We start from the raw sequence: 19,459 nt of genomic DNA on the forward strand, positions 1-19,459 counted from the left end.
GCTTTTCAAGGGACCTCCCCAACGAGGTAGCCGATGGAAGAGCGGACCCGCGCGTACCTCCGTGGCCGGTTCGGCGATCACTACCGACAGGCGTCCGTAACGCCGCCGCCGGCCGCGAACGAACGTGAATGGGGGTTCATTCCCTGGACCGACGGCCCCGGCGAGACGATGGTCCGCCATCGCTCGCTGCTGGACCTCGGCGAGATCGAGGACTTCCTCGGCCGCCGGAAGCCCCGCCACGTCTACTTCTCCGCGGGCCGCTACGACGAACCGAGCGCCTCGACGATGTCGGACAAGGGCTGGCGCTCCTCGGACCTCGTGTTCGACCTCGACGCCGACCACCTGCCCTCCGTGGTGCTTGGCGAGGACAGCTACGCCGAGATGCTCGCTAAGTGCAAGGACGCACTACTCAGGCTGCTCGACTTTCTGGAGGACGATTTCGGGTTTGAAGACCTGACGGTCGTGTTCTCCGGCGGTCGTGGCTACCACGTCCACGTCCGCGACGAGCGCATCCGTCACCTCGAACGGGACGCGCGCCGGGAGATCGTCGACTACGTCCGCGGTATCGGCCTGGAGTTCGACGAACTGGTCGACGAGGAGTCCGTCGCCGGCACGGCCGGCCGGTCCAGTCCGGCACAGAAGCGGACGCTCTCGACGGAGGGCGGCTGGAGCGCCCGCGCGCACCGCCACATGCTCGCTGTCGTCGACGACCTCCTCGCGATGGAGGAGGCGGACGCGCTCGAACAACTGCAGGAGTACGACGGCATCGGCGAGGGGAAGGCGACCGCGGCGCTGAACGCGGCCCGGTCGAACTACGAACAACTGGAGGCCGGCAACATCGACGTCCACCCCGCGTTCTACCAGCTGGCGAAGATTCTCCTGCACGAAGTTGTCGCGGCGGACAACGCGCCGATAGACGAACCGGTGACGACGGACACGAACCGGCTCATCCGCCTGCCCGGCTCGCTGCACGGCGGCAGCGGGCTGGAGGTTCAACGAATCGACCGCGACGACCTCGATGCGTTCGACCCGCTGGTCGACCCTGTCCCGGAGACGTTCCGGGGCCACGATATCACCGTTGAGGTGACCGACGGCGGCCTCGTCGAACTGGATGGCGATAGCTTTACACTGGAGGCGGGTAATCAGACTGTACCAGAGCACGTGGGCGTGTTTCTCATGGCCCGCGGGCGTGCTGAGAAGGGGAAGGAATGAACGTAGACGAACTCCAGTCCGTCCAATCGCGGGAACGCCAGACCGACCAGCTCCAGCAGCTGCGCGAGACGTTCTACGAGGACGCCGGGCAGTTCATTCAACAGCTTCGGTCGGAGCGCGACCGCGCGGCCGAGCGCGCCGAGGACCCGTTCGACTCGCCCGAGGTCAACCGCCTGACTGACGATATTAAGACTGCCGAACAGACCGTCGAAGCCGTCTACGAACGGCGCGTCGGCAAGATCGTGAAGATGGCGTCGCTGGCCGCGGCGGACATGCCGACCGAGGACGACGGCCTCACACGCGAGGAGCGGGACCTGTTCGAGACGATGGTCGAGGCTATCGAGTCCAACCGGGGCCACGTCCTTGACGTCATCGCGGGGGAAGCCCCGACCGGCGCGGTCGGCGACGAGCCGAAATCCGACGAGCGACAGGCCCCCGACCCGGAGCCACGCCAAACGGCGAACGAACCGGCAGCCGACACGGCCGACACGGCCGACCCGCCCGAGCCGCCATCGACGCCAGACACGGGTGTCGACGCGGCTGACATGATGGGCGGCGGCGGGGACCAGTCGGAGCCCGCGGAGGAACCCGACACACCGACGCCGCCGCCCGACCTGGATACGGGCAGCAATCCCACTGCCGACAGTCAGCCCGACCAAGCAGACGTGCCGGCCGCCGGTGACGACGTGCCAGTTCCTCCGGCCGAGCCCGGCGTTGAGTCCGACCCCGGCCCGGCGGCGGACCCGGCGCACGCCGACAGCGGACCGCAGTCACCAGCCGGTTCAGACACCGCTGGGACCGCCGACGTGGACCGACGGACGGTCCGCATCACGGACGACGTGGGCGAGATATTCGGCGTCGACCAGCGTGAGTACGACCTCTCGACGGACGACGTGGTGACGCTGCCGGCCGACAACGCCGACCCGCTGGTCGAACAGGACGCCGCCGAACCGTTAGAATAAGCCGACGCGATGGGCTGGAACAGGCCGCTGTGCGAAGTACCGCCCGACACTCTGTTCTGTGACAGCGATGGACTATTTGTGGACAGTCGTACAGTTGATACGTATGAACACGCACGTCCGCATCGTCGTCGCGCTGCTCCTCGGCGTCCTTGCGTTTGCCGTCACGACCGTCTCGGTGACCGCCGGCTTCGAACCGCAGATAGAGTTCTCACTGCTCATCGGCCTCCCGGTAGGCGTGTCGGCCGGTCTGACCGGACTGTTCGCCGGCTATGTCCTGCTGTGGCACCGCGACCGAGCGGCGGCGGGCGAACTCTCCGACCGCGCGGCCCGCCTCCGACTGGCCGCGTTGGCGACCATCGCGGACTTCGTCGTGGTCACTGCGGCCGGCGTTGCGCTCTACGTGTTCGGCAATAGGGGCCTCGGTATCAGCCTGCTCGTCGCGGGGCTCCCGGTGACACTGCCCCTCGCTGCCGCCGTCAGCTACGTCCTGGCCGGTGGCAGCCGTAACGAACAGGGCGGGCTCCGGACGCGGTAACCACGGTCGGAGCAGCAGATTCGGCCGCCGACGCTCGTTACGGCTCCGGGCGCGAGCCGAGCGTGAGTTCGACCGTTTCCTGTGTCCCGTCGCGCTCGATCAGTACGTCGACCGTCTCGCCGGGGCTGGTCTCTAGCGCGAGGAAGCTTCCAAGCGCCTGCCGCGTCGGCGTCGGCGTGTCGTTCATCTGTCTGACCACGTCACCGCCAGTGGGAATCTCCGTCCCCGAAATCGTCGTCTCCCCGTCGCTTCCTTGTAGGACGCCCGCCGCTGGCCCACCACTGACGACACGGGTGATGTACACCCCGGACCCGGGGTCTAAGTTGTTCGCCTCGGCGATCCGCGGCGACACGCTCTGGAGGCCAACACCCATGTACGGATGGTCGTAGTCGCCGGTCTGGATGAGCGACGGCACGACACGCTGGGCGAGCGGGGCCGAGATGGCAAAGGCGACGTTGTCGCCGCCGCCGGAGTTGATGACACCGACCACGTCGCCCTCAAGCGTGACCAGCGGCCCGCCGCTGTTCCCCGGGTTGACCGGTGCGTCGGTCTGGACCGCGTCCGCGATGGAGAAGTTGTTCGCGCTCTGGAGCGTGCGGTCGACGCCGCTGACGATGCCCGCGGACACCGAGCCGGAGAGGCCAAACGGGTTCCCGATAGCGACGACTTCGGTCCCGACTGTCGGCTCGGTCTTCACAAACGAGAGGGGCGTCACGTCCGGTGTCGCGCCGATGCGGAGGACGGCCAGGTCGCTGTACACGTCCGCGCCGACGACGGAAGCGGAACGCCAGCCGGTGTCGGCAAAGCGGACGTAGTACTCGTCCCCGCCCGCGACGACGTGTTCGTTTGTGACGATGTGTTCGTCGTCGATGAGGAAGCCGCTCCCCTGCCCACCACGCGAGTCTTCGGCGTACACCCTGATCGAGACGACGGCATCAGCGACCTCTTGATAGACGTCGGTGTAGACGCTGTCGGACTGCACGACCGCGTCGGCCGCCCCCGACTGGTCGGGGGCGGTACCGTCCGAATTGCTGCTGGTCCCGGGGCTCTGACAGCCAGCCGTGGCCGCGACGGCCGTCCCGAGGGCCCCTAACATCGCCCGGCGCGTGAAAGACTGTTTCATACTGGGGCGTAGGCCTGGGCTGCGAAAAAGGCACGGTCGAGTCTCTCTACCGCACCCGGGTGCTCGATTGCGGTGTGTCGTGACTTTCAGTTCGGCCCCGAAGACGGGCACAAACTACAATCGTCCCGATAGCATACGGGGGGGCATGGCAGAGGATTCATCGGGAACGAAAACGCCGACGCCGGGGTTCGTGTTGCCCGGTCTGCGATGTGGTGTCGAGATGGCACTCGTCGGGACAATCGTACTGCTCATCGGCCTCCCGACCGAGGAGCCGATACGGCTGGGAATCGTCTTCCTGTCGGCCCTACTGGCGATGACTGTGGTACTGTTCTGGGCGGTCGGCCGACATATGCGACGCTGGATCCGCTACGCACAGGGAAAGCCGACCCGGACGACGCCGTTCGACTGAGGGAAGTGTCTGAGCCAGGCCGGCCAACAGTGCGGCCGATGCCGGCTAGGTTAATAACAAAACTGGATTTATTTATTAATCAATCCCACTTAGAGCGCAGGTTTTAGCAGTTGAATTAATAAGAACGGGTAGCCTAGCACCGGTAATGACGGAGTCCGGCGGCTGTTCGGATGGCGATGGATGTAGTTGCTCGAATGCCGATAATCACCCGACAGCAACGGACTCGCACGATGGGAGCCACATCACACAGCTGTCCGTTCCGGAGATGGACTGTCCCTCCTGTGCGGGAAAGGTAGAGTCGAGCGTCCGCGAACTGGCGGGCATCGAGGCCGTCGACCCGCAGGTAGCGACGGGTCGGCTCACCGTCGAGTACGACGAGGCCGAGACGGACGTGGACGCGATAGCGGCGCGCGTCGAGGCGGCGGGCTACAGCGTCGCAGACGACGGCGGCGAGACGCTCCGGTTCGGCGTCCCGGAGATGGACTGTGCATCCTGTGCCGGCAAGGTCGAAAGCGCGCTGGGGAGGGTTGACGGTCTCAGAGCCGTCGAAACGCGTCCGACTACCGGGACGGCCGTCGTCACGTACGACCGGAACGCGACGACGGAGGGCGACCTCGTGGCGGCAATCGAGAGCGCCGGGTACGAGGTCACGGAGACGACAGGCGAGGACGACACGGCGACCGGGCAGACGGACGAAAACGGCTCGCTCTGGACCAGTTCGCGGGCGCTGAAGACGTGGGTCAGCGGCGTGTTCGTCGCCGTCGGCCTCCTCTTCGAGTTCCTGCTGGCCGGCGCGAACACGCAGGTCGGAAGCGTCTTCGGGTCGCCACTGCACGTCGCCGACGTTCTGTTTCTCATCGCGGTCGCGACGGGCGGCCAGGAAATCCTGCGTGGCGGCTACTACTCACTGCGCAACCGGAACCTGGACATCGACCTGCTGATGTCCATCGCCATCCTGGGCGCGCTCACCGCCAGTCTGGCCTTCGGCGAGGCGCTGTACTTCGAGGCCGCGACGCTGGCGTTCCTGTTCAGCGTCGCGGAACTGCTGGAGCGCTACTCGATGGACCGTGCGCGGAACTCGCTGGCGGAACTGATGGACCTCTCGCCCGACGAAGCGACGGTCAAACGTGACGGCATGGAGCAGGTGATGCCCGTCGACGACGTGCAGGTCGGCGATGTCGTCGTCATCAGGCCCGGCGAGAAGATACCGATGGACGGCGAGGTCATCGACGGGACCAGCGCGGTCAACCAGGCTCCGATCACCGGCGAGAGCGTCCCAGTCGACAAGACCGAGGGCGACGAGGTGTACGCCGGGACAATCAACGAGGAGGGGTATCTGGAAGTACAGGTCACGGCGGCGGCCAGCGACAATACCCTCTCACGCATCGTCCAGATGGTCGAGGACGCCCAGTCGAACAAGACCGAGCGCGAGCAGTTCGTCGAGCGCTTCTCGGCGTACTACACGCCAGTCGTCGTCGCCTTCGCCGTCCTCGTGACGCTGACGACCCCCGCCGTGCTCGGCGTGGCGTGGTCGACCGCCGTCGTGTACGGCCTGACCCTGCTTGTGCTGGGCTGTCCCTGTGCGTTCGTCATCTCGACGCCCGTTTCGGTCGTCTCGGGCATCACCAGCGCCGCGAAGAACGGCGTGCTCATCAAGGGCGGCAACCACCTCGAAGCGATGGGCGCGGTCGACGTGGTGGCCTTCGACAAGACGGGCACGCTGACGAAAGGCGAACTGACCGTCACCGACGTGATCCCGCTGAACGGGAACACCGAGGATGAAGTCCTGCAGTGCGCCCGTGGGCTCGAACAGCGCAGTGAACACCCCATCGGCGAGGCCATTGTCGCTGAGGCGGGGACCGCTGGCGTGGAGAGCGCCGATGTCGACGACTTCGAGAGCATCACCGGCAAGGGCGTCCGGGCGGACCTCGACGGGACGCCCCACTACGCCGGGAAGCCGGGGCTGTTTGACGACCTCGGCTTCGATCTCTCACACGTCCACGCCACTACCGATGGCGGTGTCGTCACGAAAACGGCCCAGCAGCTCTGTGAGCGCAACAACTGCATAGACTTGCTGGAAGACACTGTTCCCGAACTCCAGGCCGAGGGGAAGACGGTCGTCATCGTTGGCACGGACGACGAGATCGAGGGGATCATCGCGGTCGCCGACGAGGTGCGCCCGGAAGCGGAGGCCGCAGTCTCCCGGCTCCGCGACCTGGGCGTCGAACGGACGGTGATGCTCACCGGCGACAACGAGCGCACTGCTGGGGCTATCGCTCGGGAAGTGGGTGTCGACGACTACCGGGCGGAACTCCTGCCGGACGAGAAAGTCGCCGCTATCGACGGCCTCGTCGAGGAGTACGAGGAGGGGGTAGCGATGATCGGAGACGGTATCAACGACGCCCCGGCGCTGGCGAGCGCGACCGTCGGCGTCGCGATGGGGGCCGCCGGAACAGACACGGCCCTCGAAACGGCTGATATCGCCCTCATGAGCGACGACCTCTCGAAGCTCCCGTACCTGTACGAACTGGCCAACGACGCCAACGGCGTCATCCGCCAGAACATCTGGGCCAGTCTCGCGGTCAAGGCCGGCCTTGCACTCGCTGTACCGTTCGGCCTCGTCCCCATCTGGGTCGCCGTGCTCGCGGGCGACGCCGGCATGACGACGGCCGTGACCGGGAACGCGATGCGGCTCTCGCGAATCCGCCCGGACGAAAACGACGAATCCTAGCCCGGCCCGGTGTACTATTAAGTATGCGCCGGGAGTAGCGTGCATCCGACATGGAACTCACATGGTACGGCCATTCGACGTGGCACGTAACAGTCGACGACACCGAATTGCTCATCGACCCGTTCTTCGATAACCCCAAGACGGACACGGACCCCGAGGAACTGGACCCGGACTACGTGTTGCTGACCCACGGCCACGCCGACCACATCGGCGACGTGGACCGCTACGAGGGCTGTGGGCTCGTGGCCACGCCGGAAATCGTCGAGTACTGCGAGGACAACTTCGGTGACTTCGACGCCGTCGGTGGCATGGGGATGAACCTCGGCGGCACCGTCGAAATCGGCGACGCGTTCGTCACGATGCACCGGGCTGACCACACGAACGGCATGGAAACCAGCTACGGCGCGAGCGGCGGGATGCCGGGCGGGTTCATCATCTCCGATACGAAGCCGACACAGGTCAGCGACGCGGAGTCGACGACGTTCTACCACGCCGGCGACACCGGTCTCATGACGGAGATGCGCGACGTCATCGGGCCGTTCCTCGAACCGGACGCTGCGGCGGTGCCGGTCGGCGACCACTTCACGATGGGGCCGATGCAGGCCGCCGTCGCCGTCGACTGGCTGGACGTCGACCACGCGTTCCCGATGCACTACGACACGTTCCCACCAATCGAAATCGAAACGCAAGACTTCGTGAACGAGGTCAAAGGCACCGGTAGCGACGCCGAGGTCCACGTCCTCGACGGCGACGAAACGTTCGAACTCTAGTCCGGTCGTTCCACGTCGGTCACGGTAAACCGCGCGCCGCCCGCCTCGCTGTCATCGACGGACAGCGACCAGCCGTGTTCTTTCGCGATCCGGTTGGCGATGTAGAGCCCGAACCCGCTGTTTTGTTTCTCTGATGCGTACCCCGCTTCGAGCACCCGCTCCGGTGGCGAGACGTCGACACCAGGCCCGTCGTCCGCGACGAAAAAGCCCGAAGACGTGGCACCGACGCGAATCGCGACGTCGGGGCCGCCGTGTTCGACGGCGTTCGAGAGCAGAATCTCGAGAAACAGGCGCATCGACTCCGCGTCCGCCAGCAGTCTCCTGTCCGATGTCACTTCGAGCGATGCGGCTTCGAGCGATAGCGAACTCCACACGTCCCAGACGACCGTCGAGAGCCACTGTTGTTCGGGCTCGAACGCTGGCGAGTCGCTCGACGCCAGCGAGACGACCTTGTCGACGATACCGGAGAGCTGGTCGATAGAACGCTCCACAGCGTCGATGTGTTCGTCGTCGGCCTCGACCTGCGAGAGATGGCCGGTCGACACCTGGAGTTCGTTTCGGAGTTCGTGTGCGGCCAGCAGCGCCACCTTCCGGAGACGTTCGTTCTGTTGTCTGAGGAGACGTTCGCGCTCTTTCTGGTCGGTGATATCCTGCGTGATACCGATGAGGCCGATTAGCTCGTCGGTCTCGTCGTACCAGGGGATCTTCGACGTTTGGAGGTGTTTCCCCATCGACGGCGAGAACTCGTGGACGTCGAGGACGTCGGCCCCGTCGTTGATGACTTGCAGGTCGTCGCCGCGTGCTGCATCCAGATACGTCGCCCCGGCGGGGAGTCCGTCTTCGTCCCGCCGGCCGAGCAGTTCCGGCGGGGCGTACGACGAATCGTTGAGCAACAGATAGTGCCGGTCATCGTCTTTCACGTACAGGTGCTCGGAGTACCGTTCGAACATCGTGGCGAGAATCGTCTCCGGCCGGGAAGCCGGTCGGGCGGCCATCGTCTCACTGTCTTCGAGTGCTGCACCGACTGCGGCTGCCAGTTCCGGCGACCCAAGATCGCCGTCGACCGTCCGAATGTGGTCACCACGGTCCGCCTCACTGCCGTACATGATCACCGGGAGGTTCGGGTAGAGCCCGGTGGCTGCCGCCGCCAGATGACCGCCCGCCATCCCTCCACACGTCACCGGGACGACGAGGCAGTCAACCGCGGTACGTAGCAGTGTCGTATCGACGCATTCGGGCTCTGTCGTCTCGACCGTTGCGTCGATTGCTGCCTGTTCAAGTGCCGCCCGTAACTGCTCTCCGGCAGTAGTCTCGGCAGCGATGAGGAGGACTGTCGGCGGGGACATCAACACGCCCATGATTTGTCCCGGGATTGTAAATAAGTTTAGCAGTCATGTTGAAAATAAAACAGGATACAACAGCGGAACGACCCCTCCGGCCGATACTGGACACCGCTGCCCGAAGCAACCAGCCGACTTCCGGATTGCCCCGTTACGTGAACTGAAATGCTCGCTATAGGCCCATCTCATGTCACGATGGTTGTCTCCCGACCAGAGAACAGTGGCGTGATATTCGAGACAACGGGCCGTTGACGGGGCAGTCGATAGTCAATACTGACACACACTTGAAAGGATTCACAACATCCGAGTATCCGGGCGGCGTATAGTCAGGTGTGTCCGAAACGTACGTGTGCGCCCGATGCCAGGACGCCGTCGAGCGGAACTTCGAGGTTCGGTCGATCATCAGGACCTGCAGCGAGTGCGGCGAGAACGGTCGGTTCCTCCACAGGTCGCTGGTCGAGTCACTTTCCGAGATCGCCACAGAGGACCAGCCGGACGGCTGGGACCAGATGACACTGGACGAGCGGTTCGAAGCGGCGCTCAAAGAGGGGCTCATCACGGTCACACGGACGTAAGTCTGTGCCGCCACGCTGACGACTCCGTTCGGTTCTGACGGCGCCTAGTTCTGCCAGCGACCTGCTTCGGCGGCGTTCGTCAGTCGACCCGCTACCCGACGTCACTGTCGTCGGTTTCTCACACTGTTGGCTGTGACTACTGTACGATGTTCGTGGTGGCGAAATTCGGGACAGTCTCAGTCCCACTTCGCGCCGGGGTTCGTCACCGCGCCGTTCGCCGCGGAGCCGAAGTCGCTGTGGTACTTCGCCAGCACGCCGCTGTCGTACGTCGGTTCAGGGTCGTAGTCTTCGAGGCGCTGCTCGATCTCCTCGTCGGTGAGGTCGACCGACAGTTCGTGGTCGTCGATGTCGATGGTGACGGTATCGCCGTCCTCCAGCGCGGCGATGGGGCCGCCGACGAACGCCTCGGGGGCGACGTGGCCGATAGAGAAGCCCCGAGTCGCGCCGGAGAAGCGGCCGTCGGTGAACAGCGCCACGTCCTCAGCGTGACCCTGGCCGGCGACGGCTGAGGTCACGCCCAGCATCTCGCGCATGCCGGGGCCGCCCTGTGGCCCCTCGTTGCGGATACAGATCACGTCGCCGGACTCGACGCGGCCTTCCTGCACGTACTCCATAGCCCCCTCCTCCTGTTCGAACACGCGGACCGGACCCTCGTGATGGAGGTGGTCCTCGCCCGTGATCTTGATGACCGAACCGTCGGGCGCGAGGTTGCCCGAGAGGATGCGGATCGCGCCGCGCTCGTGGATCGGGTCCTCGACCGTGTGGAGGTAGTCCACATCGAGGTCTTCGACTGCCGGCGGGTCGATGTGTTCGAGTTCTTCCTCGATTGTGTTGCCAGTGACGGTGAGTGCGTCGCCGTGGAGCAGGCCGGCGTCGTTCAGCGCCTGCAAGACGACCGGGACGCCGCCGACCTCGTGGAGGTCGTTCATGACCTTCTCGCCGCCGGGTTGGAGGTCGGCGATCTTGGGCGTGCGGGCGCTGATCTCGTTGAACGTCTCGATATCGAGGTCGATGCCGGCCTCCGCCGCGAGCGCGAGCAGGTGGAGAACGGCGTTGGTCGACCCGCCGACCGCGACCTGCAGGGCGATGGCGTTCTCGAACGATTCGCGGGTGAGGAAATCCGAGGGGCTGCGGCGTTCCTGCACCACCTCGACGGCGAGTTCGCCGGCCCGGCGGGCCTCCTCGTAGCGGGACTCGTGTTCGGCCGGCGGAGAGGCCGACCCCAGCGGCGCGAAGCCGAGCGCTTCGGAGATAGACGCCATCGTGTTGGCGGTGAACATCCCGCCACAGGAGCCCGCACCGGGGCAGGCGTGGCGTTCCATCTCGTCGAGTTCGCCCTCGCTCATCTCTCCGTCGGCGACCGCGCCCACGCCTTCGAAGACGTTCTGGATAGTGACCTCGCGGCCGTCGTGCTCGCCGGGCATGATAGAGCCGCCGTAGAGGAAGACGCTGGGCAGGTCCGTCCGGATTGCGGCCATCATCATCCCGGGCATGTTCTTGTCACAGCCGCCGATGGTGACGATACCGTCAATGCGCTCGCCGAAGGTGACGAGTTCGACGGAGTCTGCGATTATCTCGCGGGAGATGAGCGACGCCTTCATCCCCTCGGTCCCCATCGAGATGGCATCGGAGATTGTGATGGTCCCGAACTCGATCGGCATCCCTTCGGTGTCGTCGATACCCTCGTAGGCAGCGTCAGCCACGTCGTCGAGATGGACGTTACATGGCGTGATGTCGGCGGCGGGGTTCGCGATGCCGATCATCGGCGAGGAGAGGTCCTCGTCGTCGTAGCCCATCGCGCGGAACATCGCGCGGTGGGGGCTTTCTCGTATCCCTCCGTCACCTCGGTACTCCGCAGGTCCGGGTCTTTTTCCGGACGTTCTTGCCGCTCCTGATTGCTCATATTTCACCGAGGCCATGGGCAACCTTAAATAACTTGTACTCACGCTAACGTCCCACATGAGAGCACGGCGAAACCCACCGGTGACAGCAGGTTCTTTTCCGTCGGGAACTTCCGCCGCGGTATGTCGACGGTCACGACCGCCGCGCGACTCCACTTCGGGTTTCAGAACCTCTCGCTCGCCCACGAGCGCCTCTACGGCGGCGTCGGGCTTGCCCTCGACGAGCCGCGGCTGACCGTCGAGGCGACACGAGCCGACACGGTCCAGTGTGACGACCCGGCGACCGAACCGTACGTCCGACGCGTCGTCGACGCGCTCGGCGTCCCCGGCGCTGCTGTCTCCGTCGAGGAGCGGTTCCCGCGACACGTCGGCCTCGGGAGCGGCACACAGCTCTCGCTGGCGACGCTCATCGCCGTCGTTCGGGCCTACGACCGGACCGCTGACGCACGGACATACGCGCCGCAACTGGGCCGGGGCGGCCGGAGCGGCGTCGGCGTGGCCGCGTTTGAATCGGGTGGGTTCGTCATCGACGGCGGGCACCCAACGGAGCGGTTCACGGCCGAACCCCCAGCAGAAGGTGACTGGGACGTGCCGCCGGTGCTGGCCCATCACCACGTCCCCGCACACTGGCGCTTTGTCATCGTCGTCCCGGACACCGACCCCGGCCAGAGCGGAGCAGCAGAGGACCAGAGCATGCGGCAGGCCGTCGAGCGCGCCGACCCCGGCATCGCCGACGAGATCTCGACGCTGTTGACCCGGCGGCTGCTCCCCGCGATTGCCACCAGAGACCACGACGACTTCGGGCAGGCCGCGGCGCGGCTGGGCCGACTCAACGGCGCGTGGTACGCTGACGAACAGGGCGGCGTCTACCGCCCGCCAGCCGGCGCACTCGTCGAGTCACTGGCGAGCGCCCCGGTCATCTCCGGGGCCGGCCAGAGCTCTTGGGGGCCAACCGTCTGGGGACTGACGACAGCGGACTACGAATCGGAGGCCCGTGACGCGGGTGTGCTGGCACTCGATGCGGCCGATGTCGACGGAACGGTTCGCGTTGTCGCGCCCCGGAACACCGGTGCGTCGCTGACTGAATAGGGACCAAGCGGCGGGCCGTTCAGTACCAGTCGCCAGAACTAACGACGATGCTTGCAGCCGCCAGTGCGGTTATCAGTCTCGGCAGCAAACCCCCGTCGATGACTGCACTGTTCTCACCGCTGGAACTCCGCGAGACGACAGTCCCGAATCGCGTCATGGTCTCTCCAATGTGCCAGTACTCCTGTGAGGCCCGCGACGGCCTCGCCACCGACTGGCACCGCACCCACCTCGGCTCTCGTGCCGTCGGCGGTGCAGGTCTGGTCATGACTGAAGCGACCGCCGTCGAAGCTCGCGGCCGTATCTCGCCGGAGGACCTGGGTATCTGGAGCGACGAGCACGCGGCGGCGCTGGAACCGATTACAGAGTTCATCACTGAACAGGACAGCGTGCCGGGCATCCAGTTGGCCCACGCCGGGCGGAAAGCCTCTATCGAACGACCGTGGGACGGCCACGACCCGCTCCAACCCGACGACGGCGGCTGGGAAGTCGTCGGACCGAGTGACGACCCCTGGCCGTACGAAGACGGTGAGGCTCCGCCGACAACAGCGCTCGATCAGGACGGCATCGAGGCAGTCATCGATTCGTTCCGCGCCGCCGCCGAGCACGCGCTCGACGCCGGCTTCGAGGTCGCAGAGGTCCACGCCGCCCACGGCTACCTCTTGCATCAGTTCCTCTCGCCGGTGACGAACCACCGCGAGGACGACTACGGCGGCGACTTCGAGGGCCGCACGCGACTGGTCCGTGAAATCACGACCGCCGTCCGCGAGGTCTGGCCCGACGACAAGCCGGTGTTCGTCCGTATTTCCGCGACGGACTGGCTTCCCGACCGCAATTCCTGGACCGTCGAGGACTCCGTGCGACTGTCGGACCGACTCGCCGACATCGGCGTGGACCTCATCGACGTGAGCGGCGGCGGCATCCACCCCGAATCCCGCCCCGACTACGCCGGCCCGAACTACCAGCTCCGGTACGCCGAGCGGATCCGAGAGGAAACGAAGTCGGACATCGCCGTCGGCGCTGTCGGCGGCATCACGACCCCCGAACAGGCCGAAGCCGTTATCGCTAACGACCGGGCCGATATGGCTATCGTCGGCCGCGAGCACCTCCGGGACCCGTACTTCACGATGAATGCCGCGAGGGAACTCGACGCGACCGACGAGATAGAGGGGCCGCCGCAGTACCGCCGCGCCTGGGGCTTCTGAACCTGTTTAGATCTTATCCAGGTCGAGGTCGACGGCGTACCAGTCGAGCGCGAGCAGGAAGGCCGCGCCGATAGCGGCGGCAGCGACGAACGCGATGAGAACGTCCGTCGAGAAGCCGACTTCACTCCGGACCTTCACGACCGGAGCGCGGAGTGCGCCGACGACGAGCGCGACGAGGAAGGCCAGCGTTGCCCGGCGGTTGTACTCCAGTGCCCGACGGACGACGCGTGCGATGGTGAACAGGCCGACCAGCCCGCCGACGATGAACGTCACGACCGGCACGGCGGTCGTTGTCACGTCTTCGGCTGGCCCGCCGGTGGCGAGCGCAATGAGCGCGTCCACGAAGTCGGCGAGCGCCATTGACATCCTGTCGTACTGCCCGAGGATGACGAGCAACAGCGATCCCGAGATGCCGGGCAGAATCATCGCGCTGACGCCGATCATGCCGGCGATGAAGACGAGTGCGAGACTGCCGCCGTCGGCGGCGGTGTTCGAGACGCCGGACACGTAGAACGCAAGCAGAAACCCGAGGACGCCGGCCCCTATCTGGAACGGCGACTCGACCGTGAGACTGCGCAGCAACACCACCGCGGAGGCGGCGATGAGGCCGAAGAAGAAGCCGAAAAGCAACGCCGGCGTCTCCTGGCTGGCGACGGTGACGATGTGTGTTACGATGACGACGGCGGTGCCGACGCCGGCGACCAGCGCGAGGAGGAACCAGATGTCGAGTTCGAGGAGTTCGGCAAACGCGCCGCGCAAATCAACACCGCCGTCTAGCGGTGTGAGAGCGCGAACGAACCGTATTACGCGGCCCGGCGTAACGGCGGTAATCGCGGCGATGAGTCGCTCGTAGACCCCGGCGATGAGCGCGATTGTGCCCCCGGAAACACCGGGGACCCCGTCCGCGCTGCCCATACAGAGGCCGATGAGAAACGTTCGAATCCACGCACGAAGCGGTGGCACCGAGCCCAGAACCGTCGGCGGGTCCTGGTCGGGAGGGGTGGTCATCACTGAACGCTTCCAGCATCACGCTCAAATTCCTTGTGGAGTCACGTCGTATTGTGCTGCTGTCACAACTGCGAGACTGCGGCTGAACAAGTGGCCCGCGACAGCGCTAGCTCCGCTTCGATAGCGTGAGCACGCCGTTCCTGAGTGTCTGGACCGCGCCGGCGGCCGGCAGGTCGACGTCGAACTCCGTCTGGAGGTGCGGGGCGTCGACGGCAACGATGGCTTCCGTCCCGATGATATCGACTGTCACATGGTCGTCGCTGACCTGAAGCGAGTCGAGGTCGACGGCGACCGTCCAGCCGTCGTCGTGGTCGGTGTGCGAGACGTGTAGCGGCGACCGTTCAGTTTGTGCGTCCATTCGTCAATCATGGGTATGTGTTACACACATAAAGGTCCACGTTCGGCGCGTGCCAAAGCTCGGTCAGACAGGAACGCTATCCTGCACGTCGCTACACAGCAGGGCCGAGATAGCCCCATGCCTGCAGGCGGTCCCCGTCGCCCTCTATCCACCGCTCGCCGATGTCGTCGCGGTAGTAACAGTTCGGAATGAGGATATCGTCGACGCGCCCGTAAGCCTGCTCCCGCGCCCCCTGCATCGTATCGCCTTTGCCCGTGACGACCAGCGGCATCCCGCTCTCGCCAGCCACGCGCCACTGCCCGTCGACCGCCGCTCCTGACTCGCTTCTCTCGCCGGTCGCGCGGTCCGTGCCCTCGACGGGCACGCGCTTCGCGTCCTCGATGTGGATGCCCTCGCGGCTGTCGGATCCGAAGACGACCGCGGCGTTGCGGGAGTTCTCGTCGTACGTCTTCTGGTCGTCGAACGGGAACGGCGGGAGGACGACCCGAACCGCGACCTGATACCCGCGGTGGACCTCCAGTTCGGGGTCGCGCCCGTTCGCCAGATCGAGGAAGAACTGGCCTGTTTCTGATTCGAACGACTCCTCTTGGAGCGTGATTGTGGGGTACCCGAACCGCGGCGTGAACTCCAGCGGATAGATACCGTCCTCGTTGACGATGCAGTTGATGTCGATGCTGCCGACGTACCCCTCGTCGGCGAGCCAGCCTTCCACCTTGCCGAGTGTCTCCGCGAACAGTTCGTTCCGGCCGGCCCAGAACATCGAAGTACCCATCTCGCCGGTCGAGGGACCGATGTTGCCCGGAAACAGCTTCTTGTGCTCGAAGTTGAAGTTGATCGGTTCGACGAACGACTCGCCGTTGAAGAAACCACAGACGGCGATTTCGACGCCCTCGACCTTCCGCTGGAGCTGGAACCCTTTCATCCGGTGGCCCCATGCCTTCTTGTACGCTCGAAGCACATCGACGATGTCGCTGCCGTCGTCCTCGTTCCCGACGTAGAGCAGTCGCTTGACGTTCTGGACTTCCCCGAGCGGTTTGATGACGTACGGCGCAGGGTTCTCCTGGACGTGCTTGATGCCGGCGTCGAAGTCCTCGAAGACGTGATGCTCGATAGTGTTGACACCGTGGTCTTCGAGGACCTCCATCGCGTAGCCGCGGTCCTCTTCGAGCGCATCTGTGTTGGGTGTCCCGCCAACGACGGCGTGGCCTTCGGCCCGGAGTTCCCGTGTGAGTTCACCGGTGCCGATGTCGCCGCCGACCCAGATGTCGTCGAAGACGACGACATCGGCCCAGCCGAGGTCGCCCCGCCAGTCGTCGGTCTTCGGTACGAACCCGTCGGCGATCTCCTGATCGCTGTCGGCTTCGATGTAGTACCGGACGTCGTGTCCCTCCCGGCTGACCTGCCAGGCGATGTCACCGATGAGCGCCGCGTCCAACGAACAAAAGAGGAAATTCGCCATGGCGCGTTTGCGGGCGGGTGCGGGGTAAACGTTTCCTGTCCTGTCGACCACAGGTCATCGCTATCGCGATGGCAGCGAACCGGCCAGTCATGCCCGGTTGCTCGATGCCCACTGATCTATTTAAATAAACCCACTTCCGTAAGCCGAACCGTTTTAGTCCCCATCTGTAAATCCCCACGTATGACACGCGACGAACTCGCGTCCGCGAGTGAACTGCTCGAATCAGCGGCCGAAGACACTGACAGCGACGAGGCGAGCGAGCGCCTCGCCGAACTCGCTGCCCAGCTCGACTCCCTCGCGACCGACGAACGCGGCCCGGACCACGGCCGACTCGCCCGCATCCAGTCGGCGCTCAACGACCTCAGCAGTGGCGACGCGGAAGACGTGACCGAAGCCATCGACGACGCCGACGACCAGATCAACGAGTACCGGTCCGACCTCGAAGGGGTCTGAGGCGGCGCTCCTGCGCCAACACACGGCTGTCCGGTGACTTTCTGCGACGGAAAGACGGCTTTCGAACCGATGAGTCGCTACGACTCGGTCGCGGTTTCCTCGTCGACCGGCTTGATCCGGTGTGTCGCGTCGTTGTTATCGTCCGGGGCCCGCAGATGATACGTGACTTCACGCGGCTCCGTATCGTCGACGTACGGTGTCTTAGCGTCGTGCGTGATACCCGCTGTTTCTCCTGGCTCCAGTACCCTATCAAACCGGCCGACAGGCGCGTAGGCGACGCGTGGGCCGGTTCGGTTGAGTGCGAGGACGTACCGACCTGCGGTGTCGCCCGTGTTCGTGACTGTTATCTCAAGCGTCGGCATGGCTGGCTCAGTGACACGCTCCGGTCCGTCGAGAGTAACGTCGAACGACGGCAACGGTGCTTCGAGTCTGTTCTGAACTGTCTTCGGCATCGTCCACTCCCCGCCGGGCCAAGACAGTCGGGCGTCGCTAGCTGAGCCGGTTTCGGGCAGGTCGAAGACCAGCGGCCCACCGGCCTCGGTGAACTGTCGGCCCCACTCGCCGTCGCGATACAGACCGTTCCTGAACGTCTCGGGGCTGTACGTCGACCCATCGAATCTGAGCGAGAACGCGCCCCGGTCCACTCCCGAGCCCTCGATGGTCGTCGTGAGCACGAGAAACTGGCCGCCTGTCGGTTCAACGCTGATAGAGTCAGTGCGAGGAATCACGACGCCTGGCGCCACCACGGCGTCCGTGACGGTCACACTGGGCGGCGACCCAATGTCGGTTTCGCTACCGCTTGGTGACGGCATCGGCGTCACTGTCCCGGTGTCCTCGGTTTCACCCTGACATCCTGCACCGGTGATAGCCAGTCCGCAGAGTGCCAGAACGCGACGGCGGTACATGGCTCTGCGTTGCCCTGCCCCGGATAAATGCTTTCAGAAGGTACGGGTTCAGTTTTGACCGACTGATTCCAGTTCGGCCCGGAATAGACCTGTCTCCTCGATCTGGGTAGTCTGTGTCGCTGATGAGGCAGGCGATGTCAGATTAAATAACATCTTAATTAATGTTTGTGACTAACCAAAAGCTTTTGACAATTCCATTGGTTTCAGTCAAATGTGTATCAGGTTGGGGGATCGGGTGGCGGTACCATCCCTACGTGGTGATATCAATGAGCAAATCAACGAATGGCCGAACGGCCCCTAAATCGATGCGTCACAAGCAAATACTCGATGTAGCGGCTGAGAACCCCGAGGCATCCATCGCAGAGCTTGCGGCCGAAGTACCGAGTGCAACAGCGGAACTGGTCGAGCGAGTTCTTGAGGAACACGGCGACCCGGCTGAGGCCGACGAGACGGAAACGGCCGCCCAGTCAGAGAGTGAACCGTCGACGGAGTCACAGTCATATCCAGCCCCTGCGGACCTCTCGTCGACAGAACGTGAGACGATCCGAGCAATCCAGAAACACCCCACCGCGTCCCAGCGGGACCTCGCGGAGAAGCTCGGCGTCACTGCCTCGACGGTGAGCAACCGCGTCAACGGGATCGACGGGTTCGACTGGGCGAACCGAGAAGCGTTCGCAAACGCCGTGTTCAGCGACGGAGAAGCCGAATCAGCGACGATCTCGGACGAGGCAGAAACCCAGACACCCGATACCCAATCGCCGGAGTCAACAGACAACCCCGACGGAGCCGACAATCAAGCGTCAGGCCCTGATACTGCGTCCGACGACGGCGACCGCTTGCCAACGGAAGTCGAGACAGCGGCCGGCGAAGTGAACACCACGCTGACTACGTTCCAGTCGACCGTCGAGGACCTCTCCGAGCAACTGGCCGAACTCGAAGGCCAGGTCGAAACCGTCACCGACGGCGGCGGCTCGCCACAGCCGTTTCAGGACCCCGAACTCGTCCACAAGGTCGTCCACGCGTGTATGGACTCCGAGAAGATATCCGAGGAGGAAGAGCTCCGGATTCTGGATTCGTTGCTCTAGTTGTACTCACGCCATCGGTGGCCACACTCTTGGCACTTGAAAAAGCGCGTCGGCGGTTCGTCGGCTGACCCGGTCTGTTTGATCGTGTACCACGCTTTCCCGTGTCCGCATTCCTCACAGGTCACGTCGTCAGCCGTCGGCTTGCCCTCGAAGTTCGAACCCTCCTCGGTCTCTATCAGTTCGTCGCCGCTCTGTTCGTCCGTGCTGACGAACTCGGCCGCGCGGTCCTCGTCTTTCGCGACCCGCGCGCCACAGGACTGACAGACCATCTCGTCACCGTCGCCGTGCATCATCGAGCCACAGTCGTCGCAAAACTGCATACACGCTCGTCGGATATCGAGG

The 19,459-nt window shown here is 64.9% G+C and carries 18 protein-coding genes and 1 pseudogene; 11 read left to right on the plus strand and 8 right to left on the minus strand.

The features are described from left to right. Window positions 1-33: 33 nt before the first annotated feature. The 3 genes from priS (at window position 34) to SG26_RS12970 (ending at window position 2,709) form a co-directional block, all read left to right on the plus strand. The gene (gene priS, locus SG26_RS12960; RefSeq protein ID WP_050037778.1) at window positions 34-1,212 is read left to right on the plus strand and encodes a DNA primase small subunit PriS; all 1,179 of its coding nucleotides are present in this window, start codon (window positions 34-36) and stop codon (window positions 1,210-1,212) included. Further along, the gene (locus SG26_RS12965; RefSeq protein ID WP_050006863.1) at window positions 1,209-2,174 is read left to right on the plus strand and encodes a hypothetical protein; all 966 of its coding nucleotides are present in this window, start codon (window positions 1,209-1,211) and stop codon (window positions 2,172-2,174) included. The genes priS and SG26_RS12965 overlap by 4 nt, the downstream gene beginning before the upstream one ends. 103 nt (window positions 2,175-2,277) lie before the next feature. Next, complete coding sequence (locus SG26_RS12970; RefSeq protein ID WP_044951753.1) at window positions 2,278-2,709, plus strand: hypothetical protein; 432 nt, start codon at window positions 2,278-2,280, stop codon at window positions 2,707-2,709. Window positions 2,710-2,746: 37 nt separating this feature from the next. Here SG26_RS12970 and SG26_RS12975 read toward each other — a convergent pair whose 3' ends face one another. Further along, on the minus strand, window positions 2,747-3,832 hold the full coding sequence (locus SG26_RS12975) for a S1C family serine protease (RefSeq protein ID WP_050037779.1): 1,086 nt from the start codon (window positions 3,830-3,832) through the stop codon (window positions 2,747-2,749). A gap of 145 nt (window positions 3,833-3,977) precedes the next feature. On the opposite strand from SG26_RS12975, the gene SG26_RS12980 reads away from it, so the two are divergent. The 3 genes from SG26_RS12980 to SG26_RS12990 all read left to right on the plus strand — a co-directional run bounded on the left by SG26_RS12980 (window position 3,978) and on the right by SG26_RS12990 (window position 7,742). Beyond that, on the plus strand, window positions 3,978-4,241 hold the full coding sequence (locus SG26_RS12980; protein WP_014039944.1) for a hypothetical protein: 264 nt from the start codon (window positions 3,978-3,980) through the stop codon (window positions 4,239-4,241). 145 nt (window positions 4,242-4,386) lie between these two features. Continuing rightward, window positions 4,387-6,972 carry a heavy metal translocating P-type ATPase gene (locus SG26_RS12985; RefSeq protein WP_050037780.1) on the plus strand — a complete coding sequence of 862 codons (2,586 nt, stop codon included), beginning with the start codon at window positions 4,387-4,389 and terminating at the stop codon, window positions 6,970-6,972. A 50-nt stretch (window positions 6,973-7,022) separates the two neighbouring features. Further along, window positions 7,023-7,742: a metal-dependent hydrolase gene (locus SG26_RS12990; RefSeq protein ID WP_014039946.1), complete on the plus strand. Its 720-nt coding sequence runs from the start codon at window positions 7,023-7,025 to the stop codon at window positions 7,740-7,742. Here the strand turns inward: SG26_RS12990 and SG26_RS12995 are convergent. Then, the gene (locus SG26_RS12995) at window positions 7,739-9,088 is read right to left on the minus strand and encodes a PAS domain-containing sensor histidine kinase (RefSeq protein WP_044952180.1); all 1,350 of its coding nucleotides are present in this window, start codon (window positions 9,086-9,088) and stop codon (window positions 7,739-7,741) included. The two genes, SG26_RS12990 and SG26_RS12995, sit on opposite strands and share 4 nt — an antisense overlap. 326 nt (window positions 9,089-9,414) lie before the next feature. Here SG26_RS12995 and SG26_RS13000 point away from each other — a divergent pair, with 326 nt between their 5' ends. Continuing rightward, complete coding sequence (locus tag SG26_RS13000) at window positions 9,415-9,657, plus strand: hypothetical protein (RefSeq protein WP_023843189.1); 243 nt, start codon at window positions 9,415-9,417, stop codon at window positions 9,655-9,657. A 176-nt stretch (window positions 9,658-9,833) separates the two neighbouring features. On the opposite strand, the pseudogene ilvD reads toward SG26_RS13000, so the two are convergent. Further along, a pseudogene (gene ilvD / locus SG26_RS13005) lies at window positions 9,834-11,560 on the minus strand (dihydroxy-acid dehydratase). Between the two features lie 121 nt (window positions 11,561-11,681). Here ilvD and SG26_RS13010 point away from each other — a divergent pair. Next, window positions 11,682-12,647 carry a beta-ribofuranosylaminobenzene 5'-phosphate synthase family protein gene (locus tag SG26_RS13010; protein WP_050037781.1) on the plus strand — a complete coding sequence of 322 codons (966 nt, stop codon included), beginning with the start codon at window positions 11,682-11,684 and terminating at the stop codon, window positions 12,645-12,647. A 98-nt stretch (window positions 12,648-12,745) separates the two neighbouring features. Further along, window positions 12,746-13,849: an NADH:flavin oxidoreductase/NADH oxidase gene (locus tag SG26_RS13015; protein ID WP_044952183.1), complete on the plus strand. Its 1,104-nt coding sequence runs from the start codon at window positions 12,746-12,748 to the stop codon at window positions 13,847-13,849. 6 nt (window positions 13,850-13,855) lie between these two features. On the opposite strand, the gene SG26_RS13020 is transcribed toward SG26_RS13015, so the two are convergent. The 3 genes from SG26_RS13020 to SG26_RS13030 form a co-directional block, all read right to left on the minus strand. Next, complete coding sequence (locus tag SG26_RS13020; RefSeq protein WP_014039952.1) at window positions 13,856-14,857, minus strand: DUF368 domain-containing protein; 1,002 nt, start codon at window positions 14,855-14,857, stop codon at window positions 13,856-13,858. A gap of 106 nt (window positions 14,858-14,963) precedes the next feature. Further along, entirely contained in the window at window positions 14,964-15,215 is a 252-nt protein-coding gene (locus tag SG26_RS13025; RefSeq protein ID WP_008310015.1) for a hypothetical protein, read from the minus strand. A gap of 91 nt (window positions 15,216-15,306) precedes the next feature. Further along, the gene (locus SG26_RS13030; protein WP_050037782.1) at window positions 15,307-16,674 is read right to left on the minus strand and encodes a phosphoribosylamine--glycine ligase; all 1,368 of its coding nucleotides are present in this window, start codon (window positions 16,672-16,674) and stop codon (window positions 15,307-15,309) included. A 180-nt stretch (window positions 16,675-16,854) separates the two neighbouring features. Here SG26_RS13030 and SG26_RS13035 point away from each other — a divergent pair, with 180 nt between their 5' ends. Further along, window positions 16,855-17,127, plus strand: a complete 273-nt coding sequence (locus SG26_RS13035; protein WP_008310011.1) for a hypothetical protein — start codon at window positions 16,855-16,857, stop codon at window positions 17,125-17,127. Window positions 17,128-17,204: 77 nt separating this feature from the next. On the opposite strand, the gene SG26_RS13040 is transcribed toward SG26_RS13035, so the two are convergent. Further along, a complete protein-coding gene (locus SG26_RS13040) occupies window positions 17,205-18,032 on the minus strand; it encodes a hypothetical protein (protein ID WP_014039955.1) in 828 nt (275 codons plus the stop codon). A gap of 305 nt (window positions 18,033-18,337) precedes the next feature. Between SG26_RS13040 and SG26_RS13045 the strand changes: the two genes are divergently transcribed. Then, entirely contained in the window at window positions 18,338-19,117 is a 780-nt protein-coding gene (locus SG26_RS13045) for a winged helix-turn-helix domain-containing protein (RefSeq protein WP_050037783.1), read from the plus strand. Here the strand turns inward: SG26_RS13045 and SG26_RS13050 are convergent. After that, on the minus strand, window positions 19,114-19,437 hold the full coding sequence (locus SG26_RS13050; RefSeq protein WP_008310004.1) for a transcription factor S: 324 nt from the start codon (window positions 19,435-19,437) through the stop codon (window positions 19,114-19,116). The genes SG26_RS13045 and SG26_RS13050 overlap by 4 nt on opposite strands. Window positions 19,438-19,459: the final 22 nt, after the last annotated feature.

The organism is Haloarcula sp. CBA1115, from assembly GCF_000827835.1.
Lineage (GTDB): Archaea > Halobacteriota > Halobacteria > Halobacteriales > Haloarculaceae > Haloarcula > Haloarcula hispanica.